The following is an 18583-nucleotide window of genomic DNA, read 5'->3' on the forward strand; positions in this document are numbered from 1 at the left end:
GGGCGGGCGGCGGGCGACGGCAGGCGCAGGCGGCAGGCGCAGCAGGCACGAAGGCGGGACGCCGTCCCCACACGACAGAACGGCCTGGCTCACCGATGATCTTCCGGTGAGCCAGGCCGTCGAAGGTCTAGCCGTGCCTGTCTGTCGATCTGGTCTTCAGGCCACGCGTCGCATCGCAACGATCGGGCTGTTGGAGCCCCGGTCGATCGGAACGACCTTCACGTTCTGCCCGGTGGTCGGGGCGTGCACGACGTTGCCGTTGCCGACGTACATGCCGATGTGGTGCACCGACGGGTTTCCGTAGGCGATCAGGTCGCCGGGAGCCAGCTGGGCGCGGGAGACCGCGGTCCCGGTGGATGCCTGGGCGGCGCTGTTCCTGGGCAGCGACACGCCGACCTGGTTGTAGGCCCACTGCATCAGGCCGGAGCAGTCGAAGGTGCCGGGGCCGGTGGCCCCGTACACGTAGGGCATTCCGACCCGTGTGAGCGCGGCCTGCACCGCTGCGGAGCCGGTGCCGGTGCCGGGGGGCACCTGGTAGTCCGTCTCACCCTCGTCCGCGCCGGAGCCCTGGTCGTACTCGGCCTGCTCCTCTGCGGTGAGGTCGTCGATGTGCGCCTGGACCTCGGCGATCTGCGCGTCCATCTCGGTCCTGCGCTCATCGATCTCGGTGCGCAGTTCCTCGGCCTCGGCGGCCGCCTCGGCCGCTGCGGTCTCCGCCTCGGATGCCGATGCCTCGGCCTCCTCGGCCTGCCGGACCACGGCGGTCAGCCGATCGAGCGACTCGGCGTTCCCGCTGGCGAGCACGTCCAGCGCGGAGAGCTGGTCGAGGAAGGCCTGCGGGTCCTCGGCGACCAGTAGTGCGGAGAGCTTGTTGAATCGAGCGCCCTGATACGAGGCGTTGGCGAGCTCGTCCACGTTGCCGCGGAACAGCTCCTCATCCCCTCGTGCCTGCTCTGCCGACTCCTGGGACTGCTCGAAGGCGGCGGTCGCCTCCTCCAGCTCCGCCTCTCGGGCGGCCAGGTCGTCGTTGGCGCGGTGCCATTCCTCGGTCAGCCGCACGGCCTCGTGATCGAGTTCTTCGAGCTGAGCCACCGCGTCTGATTTGTTGTCGGGAAGTTCCTGGGCCATCACCGGCGCGGGGACGAGGCTGACTGCCATAGCCACCACGGTCGCCGCCAGTGCCCCACGCATCGTTCTTCTCATTCGATGCGACGCCACGTCGCGAGCAACTCCTTCGTACTTCTCGAACCGCCTACCGGACGGTCGATCAACGGTCGATGTTCGTCGATCTTCGACCGACATCCCCGCATGATCAGCTGTTGGACTCCGGTTCGGCTCCCCGACGTGCCGATTCGGCGGTGACCTGCGGAGTCGCCCTCTGTAGACAACTGCCCGCCGCGAGGTCTCGGATAGGTTACGAGTAGTGAGCTGCGTAGTCCACTGCCCAGAAGGAAAAGTTGTGAACGAGTGCACAAGGTCTCGAAAGGGTTAGTTGCGATCACGGTGTGTTCACCAATTCGCGATCACGCGACCTGCTGTTCCCGCTCCAGTGGGAACAAACAGTAAGCATCAGGCACACGGAAGGCAGCTGTGTGCGATCTATCACCCGAGGTCTCGCGCGAACACTGTAACGCCGGCTCAGATCCGCCCCAGCCGAGCCAGGAGTATCGCCGAGGGCACCGGATGCGCGCCTCTGCGGCGGACGGAGTCGGCCACCGCGCGGTCAGAGGTCGCCACCACGACCGGTCTGCCCTCCGGCTCCGCCGCCACCAGTGCGCGGATCACGTCGTCGGCCGACACGCCGGGATCACTGAACAGCACTCGGGTCCCCCGGCTCACCACCGTCGGCACCGACACGACGTCCGCGCCGTCGAACACCACCGTCACCTCGGCGCCGGTCCGAGCGGCGAGGGCGCCTAGCTGCTGGGCCAGCCGCTCCCGCTGCGCCGCCAAGGTCAGCTCGGGATACCCGGTCTTGGTCACGTTGTAGCCGTCTACCACCAGATGCACGGCGGGCAGGGCGAGCAGCCGGTCCAGCGCGGCCGGGTCCTCCACCCGGCCGCCCTTCCCCAGCGAGGCGCTCGCTCCACTCACCAGGTCTGCGGGCCGGGGGCCGCCACCGCCCCCGATCGCCAGCTCGCGTCGCAGGCCGGTCACCGCACCGTCGAGGGTGTCCACCAGCAACGCGAGCCGGACCTCGTCCGCCTGTCTGGCCTCGCGAGCGGACTGCCTGGCCACCTCGGCGTCGGCCAGGGCACGCCGTGCCCTGGCCCGCTCGGCCTCGGCCCGATCACGTTCGCGGTCCCGCTGCTCGGTCAACTCCCGCACCGCCTCGTCAGCGGCCGCCCGCACCTGCTCCGCCTCGGTCAACGCGGCTGCGGCGGCGTCCTTGGCCTGTCTCAGTCGCACGCCCTGCTCGCGGAGTCTGCGACGCAGCCGGTCCAGCTCCTCCTCTGACTCGGTCCTGGCCAGCTCGACGGCCGCCCGCACCGCGCCGTTCTCCGCGCGCAGTCGATCCAGCTCGGCGGTCAGGCGCTCCGCCCTGGCCACCGCAGTGTCCCGTTCGGACCGAAGCTGTGCGTCCTCGGCGCGCCGCGCCACCACCCGCACCCGCTCGGCGGCCTGATCACCGCCCGCCAACAGCGCCCCGACGGCCCGGGTGACCGGGTCGTCGGACTCGGTGTCGATCAAGGCCGGGTGATGCTGTCCCGCCCACACGAAGACGGCAGAACGAAACGCCGTGGAGGCCCGCAGCTCGGCCAGCAGCGGCGCCCTGCCGAAGCGGGCCCGCTTGCCGGGGGTGAACTTCGCGACCGACCGCAGCGGACGCGGGATCTCCGCCATGGCGAGCCCGCCGAGTGCGGCGGCGGCCACCTCCGCGAGACGCACGCGAATCAGCTCGGGCAGTCCCTCCCAATCCACCGTCGACTCCCCCGCCGACGACTCCCCCGCCGACGGCTCCCCCACCGACGACTCCTCCGACGGCGACCGCTCCGACGGCGACCGCTCCGGTGCGCCCGCAGAGTCCGTGGCAGCCGCCGCGCCCGGTGTCTCCGCGATGTCCGGTCCGGACCGGACCTCCGCCGTCGCCGATGCCCAGGGCTCGACGCGCTCGCCGTCGTCGGGCACGTCCGTCGGTTCGTCTCCCCCCACCGGGCCGGGTTCCTGCGCCCGGTCCGACGCGACCGTCAGGCCGAACTCGTCGTACTCGACGGCCCTCGACGGTCCGGCGGAGCGGGCGGACTCCTCGGTCCCGGCCGTGAGCACGGGCCCGTCCGCTGAGGACGACTCTCGCCGTCCGCCGGGCTCGTCGGCGACGGCCTCGTCACGAGCCGGGCCGTCGCCGGTGGGCACGTCGCCGCCCGAGGCGTCGACCGACTCGGCGTGGTCTGCCGATCCCGGCGGTTCGGCAGGCTCCGCGCGGTCGGGGAGTTCGGCGCCGTCGTCGGCCGCCGAGTCGCCCTGTCGCGGGGACCCGACGCCGGAACCCGGCTCGTCCGAACCGGCCGGTGAACTCAACTTCGGCATCTCGTCAGGTTAGAGCCTGCCCGGCGTCCTCGTTTTCCTGCTACGGCTGCATCGGCGCGGCGACCTGCTGCGTTGCGCATCCAGGCGACGATCACGCCTGCGACCCCGTCCCAGCCCGCCCCGCGAGTGCGCCGAAGGAGTGATGACGGCGACCGCGCGAGCCGACGGCGACCGGCCACACGAGACATCGGTGTCCGGCCCCCCGGTTAGCCTGCCCGCGATGACCGACGTGGCAGGGCCCCCGGAGCTTCAGCTCACCTTCGACGAACTCGGCACGCCGCTGCGTGCCGTCACGTTCGTCGTAGTGGACCTGGAGACCACCGGCGGCAGCAGTCGGGGCGACGCCATCACCGAGATCGGCGCCGTGAAGGTCCGAGGCGGTCAGGTGATCGGCGAGTTCGCCACCCTGGTCAACCCGGGCCGGGGCATTCCGCCGATGATCATGTCGCTGACGGGCATCACCGACGCGATGGTGACCGAGGCACCCCGCATCGAGTCCGTCCTGCCCGCCTTCCTCGAGTTCGCCGCAGGCTGCGTGCTCGTCGCCCACAACGCCCCCTTCGACGTCGGATTCCTGCGCGCGGCAGCGGAAGAACTCGGCCATCCCTGGCCCAAGCCCACCGTGCTGTGTACGGTCCGGCTCGCCCGCCGGGTGCTGCGCAGGGACGAGGCGCCCAACGTCAAGCTCGCCAGTCTCGCCCGGCTGTTCCGTTCCCCGACCACGCCCAGCCACCGGGCGCTGACCGATGCCCGCGCCACCGTCGACGTCCTGCACGGACTGCTCGAACGAGTCGGACCCGTCGGCGTCCAGTCGCTCGAGGAGCTGCTCGGCTATCTGCCGGAGGTGAGCACCGCACAGCGCCGCAAGCGGCAGCTCGCGGCCGACCTGCCGCACGCCCCCGGTGTCTACCTGTTCCGGGGTCCCCGCGAGGAGGTGCTGTACGTGGGCACCGCCGTCGACCTGCGACGTCGAGTCCGGCAGTACTTCACCGCGGGCGAGACGCGGGCGCGTGTCCGCGAGATGGTCGGGATCGCCGAGCGCGTCGATGCCGTCGAGTGCGCCCACTCGCTGGAGGCGGAGGTACGGGAACTGCGGCTGCTCGCCGCGCACCGCCCGCGCTACAACCGCCGTTCCACCACCCCACATCGCGCGTGGTGGATCGTGTTGACCGACGAGGCCTTCCCCCGGCTGTCGGTCGTCCGGCGGGCCCGTGACGGCGCCATGGGCCCGTTTCGCACCCGGCGGGCGGCCGAGGACGCGGTGGAGACGCTGCACGAGGGCAGCGCGGTGCGACGGTGCGCCGAGCGGATTCCGGCGCGCGACCAACGAGGCAGACCGTGCACTCTCGCCGAGATCGGCCGCTGCGCCGCGCCCTGCGCCGGACGACAGAGCATCGAGGACTACGCACCGGCCGTGATCGAGGTCGCGGAACTGTTCGCGGGTGCACGGGCCGCGGTGCTGGAACGGCTCGACGACCGGCTGGGCGAGCTGGCCGAACAGCAGCGCTTCGAGGACGCGGCACGACATCGGGACCGACTGGCCACCCTGGTGCGGGCCCTGGACCGAGGTCAGCGGCTCGCCGCCCTGGCCTCGGTCGGCGAACTCGTGGCGGCGCGGCCCGACGGCGCGGGCGGCTGGCATCTCGCCGTCATCCGGTACGGCAGGCTGGCCTCGGCGGGCACCGCTCGACGCGGGGTCGCACCGATGCCGGTGGTCGGGATGCTGCGCGCGAGCGCCGAGACCGTACTGCCGGAGCCTGGCCCGCTGCGGGGCGCGACGGCCGACGAGGTGATCGTGATCCGCCGCTGGCTCACGACCGGCGGCACTCGACTCGTGGACTCCGACGTGCCGTGGGCCGAGCCCGCGGGCGGTGCGGGCCGCTGGCAGCAGTGGGTGGCCAAGGCCGACGCAGGTCGGGCCGGTTACGCGGCGGCGGACTGACCAGCCGCCCCGGCCCGCGCGCCGACTGCCCACCGTGATCTCGTCCTGGGAGCCGCGCCCCGATCGCCTGCGGCGCCGCTCGACTACCATCGCCACAGTTTCCGCCGGACTTCGGGAGGTTCCTTTCGTGATCACCGCGTTCGTGCTCGTCAACGCCGTCGCCGACCGCATTCCTGAAGCCGCCCAGGAGATCGCCGACATCGACGGCGTGGACGAGGTGTACTCCTGCTCCGGCGAGGTCGATCTCGTCGTCCTCGTCCGGGTCGCCGAACACGCCGACCTCGCGGCGCTGATCCCCGGCCGCATCGGCAAGGTCGACGGCGTGCTCAACACGGACACCCACATCGCGTTCCGCTCCTACTCCCGCCGCGACGCCGAGGAGTCCTTCTCGATCGGCTCGGACGACGCGGGCTGAGCCGCAGTGGGCGGAGCCCGTCGGCAGCCGCCCCACCGGGCGCCGCGACAGACGGCCGCCCGCAGCTGCGGGGACGTCCCCGGTCGACAGGCCGGACACGGGCCGCTCCGACCACCCGCACCGTGACACGAGCCAGGGCCCGGAACCAGTCAGTCGGTTCCGGGCCCTGTCGTCGTCTTCAGGCGTCGCGTCAGCCGCGCGGCTGCTCCGGCGTGTCGCCGTCCTCGCCCTTCGGCTCGACACCGCGCGCGGCGGAGTCGTCCGATTCGGCGGGGCCCAGCAGATGCCGGTCTTCGCTCTCGGCCTTCGTCACCGCCGCCGTCTCCTCGGCCGAGTCGGGGGTGAGTAGGCTGCCGCGCACCGGGCTGCCCGCCGCCCCGAGCTCGTTCATCCGCTTGGGAACGGCAGCGCCCTGGTAGTCCAGCGGCACCGGGTGGCCGTGCTCGTCCACCTGGCCCAGCGGCTGGTGGACCTCGATGAACTCGCCGTGCGGCAGCCGCTTGATGATGCCGGTCTCGATGCCGTGCTCCAGCACCTCGCGGTCGGCCCGTTGCAACCCGATGCAGATCCGGTAGGTGATGTAGTACGCGATCGGCGGGAAGAACAGCACGCCGAGTCTGCCGACCCAGGTCATCGCGTTCAACGAGATGTCGAACTGCTCCGCGATGATGTCGTTGGCGCCGGTGAACATCAGGACCCCGAAGAAGGCCAGCGCCATCGCGCCGAGGCTGGTGCGCACCGGAACGTCGCGGGGCCGCTGCAACAGGTTGTGGTACGCGTCGTCCTTGGTGAAGGCCTTCTCGATCCACGGATAGGCACCGGCGAGCGTGAAGATCAGCCCCATGCCGAGCACGGCAGGGAAGAACGCGGCAGGCACCAGATAATTGCCCAGATACAACTCCCAGGACGGCCAGATCCTGGTCATGCCGTCCAGCCAGATCACGTACCAGTCCGGCTGCGAGCCCGCGCTGATCTGCGAGGCGTTGTACGGGCCGATGTTCCAGATCGCGTTGATCTGGAAGATGCCGCCCATGATCGCCAGCACACCGGCGACGACGGCGAAGAAGCCGCCCGCCTTGAGGGCGAACACCGGCATGATCCGCACGCCGACGACGTTGGTCTCCTTGCGACCGACGCCGGGGAACTGCGTGTGCTTCTGGTACCAGACCAGTCCGAGGTGGACCGCGATCAGACCGAGGATCAGGCCGGGCAGCAGCAGGATGTGCAGCGTGTAGAACCGAGGGATGATCTCGGTTCCCGGATACTCCCCGCCGAAGATCGCCCAGTTGGCCCAGGTGCCGATCACCGGGATCGACATCGTGATGCCGGAGACGATCCGCAGGCCCGTGCCCGAGAGCAGGTCGTCGGGCAGCGAGTAGCCGGTCAGGCCCTCGAAGAAGCCCATGATGAAGAGCAGGATGCCGATGACCCAGTTGACCTCACGCGGCTTGCGGAACGCACCGGTGAAGAACACCCGCAGCATGTGGACCACGATCGCGGCCATGAACAGCAGCGCGGCCCAGTGGTGCACCTGACGGGCGAACAGGCCGCCTCGGACCTCGAAGGAGATGTCCAGTGTCGAGGCATAGGCGCGGGACATCTCGATGCCCCGCATGTTCTCCAGGCTGCCCTGGTACTCGACGTGCGCCATCGACGGGTCGAAGAACAACGCGAGGTACGTGCCGGTGAGCAGCAGCACGATGAAGCTGTACAACGCGATCTCGCCGAGCATGAAGGACCAGTGCGTCGGGAAGACCTTGTTGAGCTGCTTGCGGATGCCCCTGGACATGTGAAAACGATCGTCGGCCCAGGTCGCCGCCCCTGCCGCCGCACGCACCCCGATGCTCTTGGGCTTCGTCGGCGTGGTGATCGAGCTCATGACTTACGCTCCCAGAAGCCAGGGCCCACGGCCTCGATGAAGTCGCTGCGCGCCACCAGGAAGCCGTCCTCGTCGATGTCGATCGGCAGCTGCGGCAGCGAGCGGGTCGCCGGACCGAAGACGGGCTTGGCGTAGGTGTTCACCACGTCGAACTGCGACTGGTGGCACGGACAGAGCAGGCGACCCGTCTGCTGCTCGAACAGCGAGGTCGGGCAGCCGAGGTGGGTGCAGATCTTCGAGTAGGCGTAGTAGTCGCCGTAGTTGAAGTCTTCCTGCCCCTTGCGCTTGACCGGCTCCGATCCGGGACGAAGCCGGATGAGCATCACGGGGTTGTCGGAACGACGCAGCGCGTAGTACAGCGCGTCGTGGTCGCCGCGCTCGGACTCTCGGAACGGGAAGACCGTCTCGAAGCCGCCCGCCTGGATGTCCTCGGGACGAACCAGCGAGACCTCGCCGGGGTCGCCGGTGTCGCGACGAAGGTAGACCTTCTCGTTGTCGCTCGTGTGCATCCAGCCGGTGTGCCACAGCGAATCCGGCGTCTCACCCTCGGCCCATGGGTTCTTGACCAGACCGCCCAGGGCGAAGACGCCGACGCCGAGGCCGAAGACACCCGCGCCGAAACCTGCCGACCGCTTGATCATGGACCGGCGGGCGATGCCGCTGCGCTGGCCCGCGTCCGCGAGCAGTGCGGCGGTCGTCTTCTTGTCGATCTCCTCGGAGCCGCCGTTGTGCCGCTGCTGAACGGCCTCTTCCTCCGGCACGAACTTCTTCGCGTAGGAGATCACTCCGACGCCGATCGCGAGCACCGACAGACCGAGGGTGGCCCCGATCAGCGGCGTGTACAGCGAGTAGACGAAGTGCCCCTCGGCGAACGGGCTCTGGTACTCGTTCGGCCAGAACAGGTAGAGCCCGAGGAAGGCGAGGCCGGACAGGCCTGCGAGCAGGAACCAGCCCGCCACCTGGCGTTCGGCGCGCTTCTCGGCGCGCGTCCCCTTGACCGGGAACCGGTCCTGATACTTGACGAGCTCGACGTCGTCGAGCTCGGTGCCGAGGCGAACGAGTTCTTCCCGACTCAGCTCCGCGAGCTCGGCGTCACTGGGGACGCCCTTGCTCGGCTCGCTCATTGCTTGGCTCCGATCCAGAGGGAGACGCCGACCAGCGCCGCAATCCCGACCACGAAGACGACGACACCCTCGACGGCGGGACCGAACCCGCCGAGTGACAGGCCGCCCGGGTTGTTGTTGCCGTCGGTGACGGACTTGACGAAGGCGATGATGTCCTCCTTCTCCGTCGGCGTCAGCTGCCGATCGGAGAAGACCGGCATGTTCTGCGGGCCGGTGAGCATCGCGGTGTAGATCTCGTCCTCGCTGACCCCGTCGAGGTTCGGCGCGAACTTGCCGGAGGACAGTGCCCCGCCCCGACCGGTGAAGTTGTGGCAGGAGGCACAGTTGAGCCGGAACAGCTCGCCACCGCGCGCGACGTTGTCACCTCGCAGCTCGGCGCCGCGCGCCTCCGGAGTCTCGGGACCGCCGCCGTTGGCCTGGATGTAGGCCCCCAACGCCTCGATCTCGCCGGAGTCGTACACAGAGGGCTTGCGCAGTGCCTGGGCATCCTGGCGCATCATCGGCATCCGGCCCGTGGAGACCTGGAAGTGCACGGCCGCCTCGCCGACGCCGATCAGGCTGGGGCCGCGGTCCTGCACACCCTCCAGGTTGGAGCCATGGCAGGTGATGCAGGCGTTGTTGTAGAGCTCCTCGCCCTGCCGTGCCAGTTCGGCCTGCTCGGTGGCCTGCGCGACGTGCGGCTTCGGCATGAAGGCGGTGTAGAGCGCGCCGGCTGCCGCCAGTGCCACACCCAGCGCCAGCACGCCCGAGATCCGCCGTCGCAGCTTGGAGCGGAAGGTGCTCCGCGGCTTGTCTGTCGTGGTCATGTGTGCTGCACAACCCTTGCTGTCGAGTTCCGGCTTCTAGTCGATCGGCGTCAGGGGACCAGGTAGATGACGGCGAACAGCCCGATCCACACGATGTCGACGAAGTGCCAGTAGTAGGACACGACGATCGCCGAGGTCGCCTGGGCAGGCGTGAACTTACTCATCTTGGTGCGCATGAGCAGGAACACGAACGCGATGAGACCACCGATGACGTGCAAGCCGTGGAACCCGGTCGTCATGTAGAAGACGGTGCCGAAGGGCGAGGACGAGATCGTGGTGTCGTGCGCGGTCATCAGCGTGTAGTACTCACCTGCCTGGCCGGCGACGAAGATCGTGCCGAGCACCAGGGTGAGGAGATACCACCGGCGCAGGCCGAAGACGTCGCCCCGCTCCGCAGCGAACACACCGAGCTGGCAGGTCCACGAGGACGCCACGAGGATGATCGTGAAGGGCAGCGCATATCCGAGGTTCAACTCGGACGGCTCCGGCGGCCACGGGCCGTCGTGCTGCGCCCTCACCGTGAAGTACATCGCGAAGAGGCCGGCGAAGAACATGAGTTCGCTCGACAACCACACGATCGTGCCGACGCTGACCATGTTCGGTCGGTTCAGCGAATGCACCCGCTGGGCGATGGGAGGCGATGCCGTTGTCACGCGACGCATTATTACTTGCGAGAACTCCGGATGTCGTGCCGGGTCCTCCTCGGGCGCGGCGATCACCGTGAACGAGCAGGCGAGCACCGAGGAAGAGATGAGGTGAGGGTGCTGTTCGACGGCGTGCTCCGGTGGTGGGAACGGCTCCGATCGCGGCGGCGGGCCAGGCGGATTCCGCCGCTCGACGTGGACGATCCCCGGCTGGTCGTGGTGGTCGAGGCCTTCGATCCCGCCGAGGCCGACTCGGCCGCCCTGGCCAGGTCCGAGCGCTGGGACGCCGAGCGGCAGGCGGTGCTGCGCCATCATCTGCGGCTGCCTGCCGCCTCGCGGGCTCAGGCGGCCGATCTCCTGGCCGAGGAGGGCTGGCTGCTCCGCGAGCAGGCCGGTCACCCGGTGGGCGAGGACGCCTCGGCATCGACGGCCGAGGCTCCCGCGAGCCAGGCGGCGCCGGGCGACCTCGTCGCGCTGGAGGCCGTGCGGGTCCAACTGCTCGATGCGCTGCACTGCGCACAGGCACGATCTCGGATGGCGGGGCTCGCCGCGCGGCTCGGCGGCGACGCCCTCGGGTGGGACGCCCTGCAGGTGTGACCCGGCCAGCGGCTAGCATCAGGGCCAGTGAACGACCGATGTCGCCGGAGGGTTCTGCGCAGATGAGCACGAGCATCACGACCATCCTGGTGTTCAGCCACCGCGCTGAGGTCCGCGAGGCGATCATGACGGCGGTCGGACGCCGTCCCGCCGTCGACGTCGGCCGGGTGCGCTACCTGGAGGCCGACGGGATCGCCGCCGTCCTGTCCATCGTCGACGAGGGACAGGCCGACCTGTTGATCCTCGACGGCGAAGCGCAGCCGACCGGTGGCATGGGCATCTCACGCCAGCTCAAGAACGAGATCGACGACTGCCCTCCCGTCGTCGTCGTCGTCCGCCGCAAGGACGACCGATGGCTGGCGACCTGGTCGCAGGCCGACGCGGTGCTCGTGCACCCGCTCGACCCGCTGGCCGCAGCGGAGACCGTGGCCGAGGTGCTGCGGTCCACCAGGCTCCCCGTCACGAACGGCTGAAACGGATCTCGGCATGCATGAGGGCGCAGGACCGACCCCGCACACCTGGCCTGCGCTGCTCACGCGGCTGGTCACCGGGCACGATCTGAGCACCGAGAACACCGCCTGGGCCATGAATCAGGTGATGACCGGCCAGGCGACTCCCGCCCAGATCGCGGGATTCGCGGTGGCGCTGCGGGCCAAGGGTGAGACGCCGAGCGAGATCCGGGGCATGGCCGACGCCATGCTGGCTCATGCCCGGCTGATCGATCTGGACGTGCGGGCGATGGACGTCGTCGGCACCGGCGGCGACCGGTCCAACAGTGTCAACATCTCCACGATGACCGCCCTGGTCGTCGCGGCGGCGGGTGTGCCGGTGGTCAAGCACGGCAACCGGGCGTCGTCGTCCAGCTGCGGCACCGCCGACGTGCTCGAGGCCCTGGGCGTCGTCATCGACCTGCCGCCCACGGGCGTGCGGTCCTCGGTGATCGAGCTGGGGATCGGCTTCTGCTTCGCTCCCGTCTTCCACCCGGCCTACGCGCGCGCGGCGGGCCCGAGGCGGGAGATCGGCATCCGCACCGCCTTCAACCTGCTCGGCCCGCTGACCAATCCCGGCAGGCCGAAGGGCGGTCTCATCGGCTGCGCCGACGCGCGGATGGCGCCGGTGATGGCACAGGTCTTCGCCGATCGCGGCCAGTCGGTGCTGGTGGTGCGGGGAGACGACGGCCTCGACGAGCTGACCACCACGACGACCTCGACGGCCTGGGTGGTGCATGACGGCCTGGTCCGGCAGGTGACCGTGGACCCGACGGTGCTGGGCATCTCCCTGGCGAGCGCCGAGGATCTCCGAGGCGGCGACGCCGAGCACAATGCCGCCGTCGTCCGCGATCTGGTGGCGGGCAGACCCGGCCCGGTCCGCGACGCGGTGCTGCTCAACGCGGCCGGCGCGCTGGCCGCCCATGAAGGCTTCGAAGGGGACCTCGATCAGGTGCTTCGCGCCGGGCTGACCGAAGCCGCCAAGGCCGTCGACTCCGGCGCGGCAGGCGACCTGTTGAACCGCTGGGCCGCGCGATCCGTCGAGATCCGCGACGAACTCGCCCGCTGAGGCTGCCTCGAACCGCGCTGACGGAGTCGTTCTCGACCTGCATCGGCGTGGCAGGCTGACCGACGACTCCCCGCCGAGCCGATCTCGGCCTCGCCGGTCTTCGGTGTGAACCGACCTCGTGTCGAGCGGGCACACCGACGGAGGACGACTCGGCGAGACCGGCATCGGCAGGACTGACCACGGTTGCCTGCGACGGTCTCGGGCGGCGCGGCGCGCGGCGGCCCGTCGTCGCGCAGGTGCCGCAGTCGCCGTCGCGATGACTCACGAGCAGGCCGATGCCGGTGGGCTCGATCGGCGGGACACCGGTGCCGTCCTTGAGGGGGCCGCGCCGAGGCGGACGGTCCGGATTCGGCGAACCACGGGGCCGGTTTCACTCTCGAGCTCGTCAACCAACGTGCGGTTGCCATGCGCGGGCTCGGCCCGACCGCTACTCGACCTCGGCCCGCTCCGCCCCTGACCGCCAAACCGGTCTGTGCCGCCGCCTGCCCCTGATCGGGACGGATCTCAGAGCCTGTCTTCGATCCCCCTGGAGTCGTGAGCGGGGGTCAGCGTGGCTGAGCTGCCAGGCGGAGGAAGGAGACATAACGGAGTGATGTCGACTGACGACAACGCCGCAGATCGCCGCGCTGGCCCCGCGCAACTCCGAAAGTGGGGATTAGACCGGTGCCGCGCCATCGCTCGTCCCCGGGCCGCTCAGGCGCCGTCCCGGCCCGCACAACTCGACCGGATGACCGGGCACGTCGCCCGTCGACGCGGGAAGCCCGCCCCGGCAGGGCCAGGACGGGCTTCTCCCGTGACATCGGGCCTGCTGCGCCGGGAGCGTCTCCCCATGGGGATCACCGACCGCGCGGGCCGCGCCGCACCAGGAGTGCTTCGCGCTCGGGTCAGTGGCTCTGCGGCGCGCGGTGGTACTCGAAGAGCAGGCCGCCGACGGCGATGAGCACGATGATCGTGGCGGCGATCAGCATCCAGATGTGGAAGAACGCCAGCGCCAGGCCGGTGAGCGCGCAGCCTGCCGCGAGGCCGAACGGCCAGTAGCTGCCGGGGCTGAAGAAGCCGAGCTCGCCTGCGCCGTCGCTGACCTCCGCCTCCGGGTCGTCCTCCGGACGCATCTCCATCCGCCGAGAGACGAATCGGAAGTAGGTGCCCACCAGCAGGGCGAGCCCGCCGGTGAGGACCAGGGCGACGGTGCCGACCGGCTCCCCCGACCAGAATCCGTAGACGACCGCGACGACGAAGGCGAACACCGCCGTGCCCTCGAAGATCCCCGCCTCGACCTTCATCGAGTCCTCACTCTCAGTACTCCTGCGTTCCGACCGGGTCCTGCGGCAATCAGTTCTGCTCGCGAGTGCTGGCCTCGCGTGCGGTGCGGTCGGTGTTGAACGGGTGAGTCGTGACCGCCTCCGGCGCACACAGCTCGCCACAGTCCATCTCGGTCAGCGCCTCGGAGGCCGTGTACAGGTCGCCGGTCACCGGGTTGTCCTGCACTCGCAGGCCCATGAACTCGTCGTACAGGTCGCCGGGCAGCGCACGTACCTCGAAGTTCATCATCGAGTGATAGGTGCCGCACAGTTCGGCGCATCGACCGACGAACGCGCCGGGCTCGTCGATCACGTTCTGGAACACGTTGTCCTGGTTGTTCTTCTCCGGGTGCGGGAACGTGTCGCGCTTGAAGTGGAACTCCGGGACGAAGAACGAGTGGATCACGTCGTTGGACCGCACCTCGTACTGGATGACCTGGTCCGTCGGGACCACCAGCAGGGGGATCTCGTCGCTGCTGCCGAGGGTGCTCACCGGGTCGCCGTCGGGCGTCGTCTCGTCCAGGTGACGGAACTCCCAGTTCCACTGGAAGGCGACCACCTCGACGGTGACGTCGGGTTCCTCCTCCTGCGCGAGCACATAGTTCTGCGTCGTCGCGGTGAAGTAGAAGAGGACGGTCACCATCACCAGCGGGATGACGGTGTACACCAGCTCCAACGGAACGTTGTACTGCGTCTGGCGCGGCATCTCCTCACCGCGCTTGCGGTGGAACGCCACCGACCAGAGGATCAGGCCCCAGACCAGGACGCCGACCAGCAGCGCCGCGATCACCGACCACGTCCACAGATTCCGCATCTGATCGGCCTGCGGAGTGACTCCCTCCGGCCAGCCGAACCGAAGCACATCGTTCGCGGAGCAGCCGGTGGTTGCCAGGGCTACCAGGCCGAACGATCCACCTAGCTTCGCCAGCCGCGTTGCCTTCTGGCCCACTGCTCGACGCCTCCTTGATCAGGCTCACCGCCTCGGCGACATCTCGAGGGACGCCATCGAGGTCGACACTTCAGCCGTGCCGCCGCATTCCGAGCGGAAGAGTAGCCCAGCAACTTGTGACCGGCCGCTTCGGGGTGAGTCGACAGCACGTCGGCCGGGCCGGGTCATACTGATCCGGAGGCGAGAAGACAAGCAGGGACGGAAGGTGCGCGAGTAGCGTGTGTGGCCTATTGGGACTGGTCTGCCCGACCGAGAACGACGCCATGGCGGCTCGCGCCTCCGTAGGCAGAGCGCTGACCTGTCAGCGGCACAGAGGACCGGACGAGTCGGAGACCTGGCAGCGGGATGAGGCCGTGTTCGGCTTCAACCGACTCTCGATCATCGACGTCGAGCGTTCGCATCAGCCGCTGACCTGGGGTCCGCCGGAGTCGCCCGACCGGTACACCATCATCTTCAACGGCGAGATCTACAACTATCTCGAACTGCGCGCCGAGCTGGCGCAGCGCCACGGCGCCCGGTTCACCACCGACGGCGACACCGAGTCGATCGTGGCCGCGTATCACTACCTCGGCCAGTCGATGATCAGCCGCCTGCGAGGAATGTTCGCGTTCCTGATCTGGGACTCCGAGAAGCAGCTGATCTTCGGCGGCCGCGATCCCTTCGGCATCAAGCCGCTCTACTACGCGGCAGGACCGCACGGCGTCGCGTTCTCCAGCGAGAAGAAGAGCCTGCTCGACCTGTCCGGGACGCTGGGCCAACAGCCCGCCCTGAACCGCAGCGGCCTTCAGTACTACCTGACCCTCCAGTACGTCCCCGAGCCCGCCACGCTGCACCACGGCATCCGCCGGATCGAGTCCGGCACGTCGTTCACCGTGGAGCCCGGCGGGCAGCCCGTCATGCAGCGCTACTTCTCCCCGACGTTCACCCCGAGGCCGGTGACCGGACCCACCGAGCAGTCGCGGCTGTACCAGGGGATCACCGACGTCATGCGGGACTCGGTGGCCAAGCACATGCGGGCCGACGTCACCGTCGGCGCGTTCCTCTCCGGCGGCATCGACTCGACCGCCATCGCCGCCCTGGCCAAGGAGCACAACCCCGACCTGATCACCTTCACCACCGGGTTCGAGCGCCAGGGCTACTCGGAGGTCGACGTGGCCGCCGAGTCCGCCGCCGCCCTCGGGGTGAAGCACGTCGTCCGCACCGTCTCCCCCGAGGAGATGATGGAGCACCTGCCGCTGATCGTCTGGTACCTGGACGACCCGGTGGCCGACCCGGCCCTGGTGCCGCTGTGGTTCATCGCTCGCGAGGCACGTCAGCACGTCAAGGTGGTGCTCTCCGGCGAGGGGGCCGACGAGCTGTTCGGCGGCTACACGATCTATCGGGAGCCGCTGTCGCTGGCGCCGTTCGACCGGGTGCCGGGCGGGCTGCGGCGGATCATGGGCAAGGTGTCCACCCGCATCCCCGAGGGCGTGCGCGGCAAGGACCTGCTCCGCCGAGGCGCGCTGTCCCTGGAGGAGCGCTACTACGGCAACGCCCGGATCTTCCGGGACGACCAGCTCCGCCGAGTGCTCAACACCTTCGACCCGGCCGTGTCGCACACCGACATCACCGCCCGCGCCTACCGCGAGTCGGAGGGCTGGGACCCGGTCACGCGGATGCAGTACGTGGACATGTTCACCTGGCTGCGGGGCGACATCCTGGCCAAGGCGGACAAGGTCACGATGGCCAACTCGCTGGAACTGCGGGTGCCGTTCCTGGACACCGAGGTCTTCAAGGTCGCCGCGCAGATCCCGCAGTCGGAGAAGATCACCAAGGAGACAACCAAGTTCGCGCTGCGGCAGGCGCTGCGCGACGTCGTCCCCGCCCACGTCCTCAATCGACGCAAGCTCGGCTTCCCGGTGCCGCTGCGGCTCTGGCTCAAGGACGAGATGTACGGCTGGGCCCGCGACATCATCCAGCGCTCCGACACCGCCGCGCTGATCGACAAGAATGCCGCGCTGGTCCTCCTCGAGGAGCACAAGGCCGGCACGCTGGACCACAGCAGGCGGATCTGGGCCCTGCTGGTGTTCATGATCTGGCACGGCATCTTCATCGAGAACCGGATCAACCCGACCATCCCCGAGCCGCATTACCCGGTGAAGCTGTAGCCCTGGTGGTGGGGCGACGCGGACTGAGCTGATGCCCGCCAACAGAGCGGAGGGACGAGACGGCCCACCGGGCGGTGTATCGAGCACCGGTGGGCCGTCGGCCTCGGCGGGTCAACCGTCGGGCTGTGGCTGGTGCGCTCCGGATCGGGCGCCTCGGGACATCTGCGTTCCAGTCCCGCGACGGCCTCCTCCCATGGGACGAGATCAGCCGGATCTCTGCCGACGTCCGCAGCCCGTCGCGCGCAGTACTCGTCTTCGACGCGCTCGTAGTCCTCGGCGACGTCGGCGGGCCGATGAGCGCCGCGATCCGCCGTCCCCGACGAGGTCAGGTACCCGAACTCGCCGTCGGACACCGCAGCGAGAAGCTCCGACAGCCGATGGCGGGCATCGCCGACGGAGACCTCGATGACCTCGCTCCCGTCGCCGCCGTCGGTCTGCGGCGTTGGCTCCGCGTTCCTGGTCCACCTTGTACACCCTGGGCGGGTGCGAACGGCCTGCGGATCGGCCGTGTCGAGGACCACGGCGGATGAGGCGGCGGTCACGAGACACGGGTGGGTGCAGCCGCAGGCTCAGGCTCCCATGCCTTCTCGGCGTGCGGTCGCCTAGTGACGCAGCGACCGCAGGAAGGCAGCCCACCGCGCAGGGCCCAGCACCAGCATCGGGCCGTCGGAGTGTTTGGAGTCGCGGATGCCGACGGCGTGCGGCTGGTGTGCGACCTCGACGCACTGGCCCCCGCTGGAACCGCTGCGAGACGAGGTGCGCCAACGGGCCCTGCTGAAGTCGGAAGCGGCCATCGTCGTACCTCTTTCGGTCGCGGTCAACGGTAGGTGTCGGCGACCTTACCGATCAGCTCCCGAGACTCGACAGGGTCGAGCGCGGCGGAGCGCAGCCTGCCGAAGGTGACGCTGTAGGTGTTGATGTCCTTGCGATCCTCCGGATAGGTCGCGCCAACCACGTCCTCCAGGTAGACGACCGTGCCATTGGGCTCGGGCAGCCGCAGCAGGGTGAAGGACGAAGCCACCGCGATCCGATTCGGCCGGTCGAAGGGCAGCACCCGCAGCTCGACGTCGGGCAGTTCGGAAACCCGACGGAGGTGGTCGAGCTGTCCGGCCATGATCTCCCGGCTGCCCTGGACGCGGAGCAACGCGGCCTCGCTGAGCACCACGTCGAGCCGCATCGGGGCAGGCCGCTTCCGTGTCACCACGGTCTGCCGGTTCATCCTGATCCGCACCTGTCGATTCACCTCGTCCGGATCGGCGTCGGGTTCCCAGGCCAGGATCACCGACCGGGCATACTCCTCGGTCTGGACCAACCCGGTGACGATCTCTGATTCGTAGACTCGGGCACCCGTCGCCGCGCTCTCCAGCACCACGAATCGGCGGAACCAGTCCGGCACCGCATCCCGATGGGTCCGCCCCGCACGTCCCCTCGGGAGGATCTGCACCAGGCTCAAGAGCTCGTCCCACTGCCTGCGCGGCGCCCCATACAGTTCGAGCAATGCCTGCAACTCGTCGCGGCGGATGGCCTGCTTGCCGTTCTCGATCTTGCTGAGTTTGGACTGCTGGCAGCCGACCACGGCCGCAGCCTCGTCATGGGTGAACCCCGCCTCGTCCCGAAGACGACGCAGTTCGAGGCCCATCTGAATCAGCTTCACCCTCGGATCACCCGGCAAGACCATGACACATCCTCACATT

Annotated in this window: 17 protein-coding genes; 6 read left to right on the forward strand and 11 right to left on the reverse strand. The window is 69.5% G+C overall.

Features of this window, described 5'->3' with window-relative positions:
- Positions 1 to 156: 156 nt before the first annotated feature.
- Positions 157 to 1158, reverse strand: a complete 1002-nt coding sequence (locus tag UA74_RS25015; protein WP_232237446.1) for a C40 family peptidase — start codon at positions 1156 to 1158, stop codon at positions 157 to 159.
- A 480-nt stretch (positions 1159 to 1638) separates the two neighbouring features.
- Positions 1639 to 2967, reverse strand: coding sequence for an NYN domain-containing protein (locus UA74_RS33125; RefSeq protein ID WP_232237874.1), 1329 nt, complete (start codon positions 2965 to 2967; stop codon positions 1639 to 1641).
- A 781-nt stretch (positions 2968 to 3748) separates the two neighbouring features.
- Here UA74_RS33125 and UA74_RS25025 point away from each other — a divergent pair.
- Complete coding sequence (locus UA74_RS25025; RefSeq protein WP_075765598.1) at positions 3749 to 5470, forward strand: DEDD exonuclease domain-containing protein; 1722 nt, start codon at positions 3749 to 3751, stop codon at positions 5468 to 5470.
- Positions 5471 to 5597: 127 nt separating this feature from the next.
- Positions 5598 to 5885 (forward strand): Lrp/AsnC family transcriptional regulator, encoded by a 288-nt coding sequence (locus UA74_RS25030; protein WP_075742432.1) that lies wholly within the window; start codon positions 5598 to 5600, stop codon positions 5883 to 5885.
- A 190-nt stretch (positions 5886 to 6075) separates the two neighbouring features.
- On the opposite strand, the gene qcrB is transcribed toward UA74_RS25030, so the two are convergent.
- The 4 genes from qcrB to ctaE are packed head-to-tail and all read right to left on the reverse strand — an operon-like array spanning position 6076 to position 10356.
- Entirely contained in the window at positions 6076 to 7764 is a 1689-nt protein-coding gene (qcrB, locus tag UA74_RS25040; protein ID WP_083683611.1) for a cytochrome bc1 complex cytochrome b subunit, read from the reverse strand.
- Complete coding sequence (gene qcrA, locus UA74_RS25045; RefSeq protein WP_075742434.1) at positions 7761 to 8888, reverse strand: cytochrome bc1 complex Rieske iron-sulfur subunit; 1128 nt, start codon at positions 8886 to 8888, stop codon at positions 7761 to 7763. The genes qcrB and qcrA overlap by 4 nt, the downstream gene beginning before the upstream one ends.
- Complete coding sequence (gene qcrC, locus UA74_RS25050) at positions 8885 to 9694, reverse strand: cytochrome bc1 complex diheme cytochrome c subunit (RefSeq protein WP_075742435.1); 810 nt, start codon at positions 9692 to 9694, stop codon at positions 8885 to 8887. The genes qcrA and qcrC overlap by 4 nt, the downstream gene beginning before the upstream one ends.
- Positions 9695 to 9744: 50 nt before the next feature.
- A complete protein-coding gene (ctaE, locus tag UA74_RS25055) occupies positions 9745 to 10356 on the reverse strand; it encodes an aa3-type cytochrome oxidase subunit III (protein ID WP_075744209.1) in 612 nt (203 codons plus the stop codon).
- 93 nt (positions 10357 to 10449) lie between these two features.
- On the opposite strand from ctaE, the gene UA74_RS25060 reads away from it, so the two are divergent.
- The 3 genes from UA74_RS25060 to trpD all read left to right on the forward strand — a co-directional run bounded on the left by UA74_RS25060 (position 10450) and on the right by trpD (position 12492).
- Complete coding sequence (locus UA74_RS25060; RefSeq protein ID WP_404799950.1) at positions 10450 to 10935, forward strand: hypothetical protein; 486 nt, start codon at positions 10450 to 10452, stop codon at positions 10933 to 10935.
- A 62-nt stretch (positions 10936 to 10997) separates the two neighbouring features.
- On the forward strand, positions 10998 to 11408 hold the full coding sequence (locus UA74_RS25065) for a hypothetical protein (RefSeq protein ID WP_075744211.1): 411 nt from the start codon (positions 10998 to 11000) through the stop codon (positions 11406 to 11408).
- Positions 11409 to 11421: 13 nt separating this feature from the next.
- Positions 11422 to 12492 (forward strand): anthranilate phosphoribosyltransferase, encoded by a 1071-nt coding sequence (gene trpD / locus UA74_RS25070; RefSeq protein ID WP_075765602.1) that lies wholly within the window; start codon positions 11422 to 11424, stop codon positions 12490 to 12492.
- 884 nt (positions 12493 to 13376) lie between these two features.
- On the opposite strand, the gene UA74_RS25075 is transcribed toward trpD, so the two are convergent.
- Positions 13377 to 13775: a cytochrome c oxidase subunit 4 gene (locus UA74_RS25075; RefSeq protein WP_075765604.1), complete on the reverse strand. Its 399-nt coding sequence runs from the start codon at positions 13773 to 13775 to the stop codon at positions 13377 to 13379.
- A 49-nt stretch (positions 13776 to 13824) separates the two neighbouring features.
- Positions 13825 to 14742, reverse strand: a complete 918-nt coding sequence (ctaC, locus tag UA74_RS25080; protein WP_075742438.1) for an aa3-type cytochrome oxidase subunit II — start codon at positions 14740 to 14742, stop codon at positions 13825 to 13827.
- A gap of 218 nt (positions 14743 to 14960) precedes the next feature.
- On the opposite strand from ctaC, the gene asnB reads away from it, so the two are divergent.
- On the forward strand, positions 14961 to 16889 hold the full coding sequence (gene asnB, locus UA74_RS25085) for an asparagine synthase (glutamine-hydrolyzing) (protein ID WP_075742439.1): 1929 nt from the start codon (positions 14961 to 14963) through the stop codon (positions 16887 to 16889).
- Here the strand turns inward: asnB and UA74_RS32430 are convergent.
- From UA74_RS32430 to UA74_RS25100, 3 genes are read right to left on the reverse strand one after another with little or no spacing between them, the layout of a single operon-like run.
- Entirely contained in the window at positions 16871 to 17431 is a 561-nt protein-coding gene (locus UA74_RS32430) for a hypothetical protein (RefSeq protein ID WP_157434437.1), read from the reverse strand. The two genes, asnB and UA74_RS32430, sit on opposite strands and share 19 nt — an antisense overlap.
- Positions 17432 to 17491: 60 nt before the next feature.
- Positions 17492 to 17683 (reverse strand): DUF397 domain-containing protein, encoded by a 192-nt coding sequence (locus UA74_RS25095; protein WP_075742441.1) that lies wholly within the window; start codon positions 17681 to 17683, stop codon positions 17492 to 17494.
- A gap of 23 nt (positions 17684 to 17706) precedes the next feature.
- On the reverse strand, positions 17707 to 18567 hold the full coding sequence (locus UA74_RS25100; RefSeq protein WP_075742442.1) for a helix-turn-helix domain-containing protein: 861 nt from the start codon (positions 18565 to 18567) through the stop codon (positions 17707 to 17709).
- Positions 18568 to 18583 lie beyond the last annotated feature (16 nt).

The organism is Actinoalloteichus fjordicus, assembly GCF_001941625.1.
Lineage (GTDB): Bacteria > Actinomycetota > Actinomycetes > Mycobacteriales > Pseudonocardiaceae > Actinoalloteichus_A > Actinoalloteichus_A fjordicus.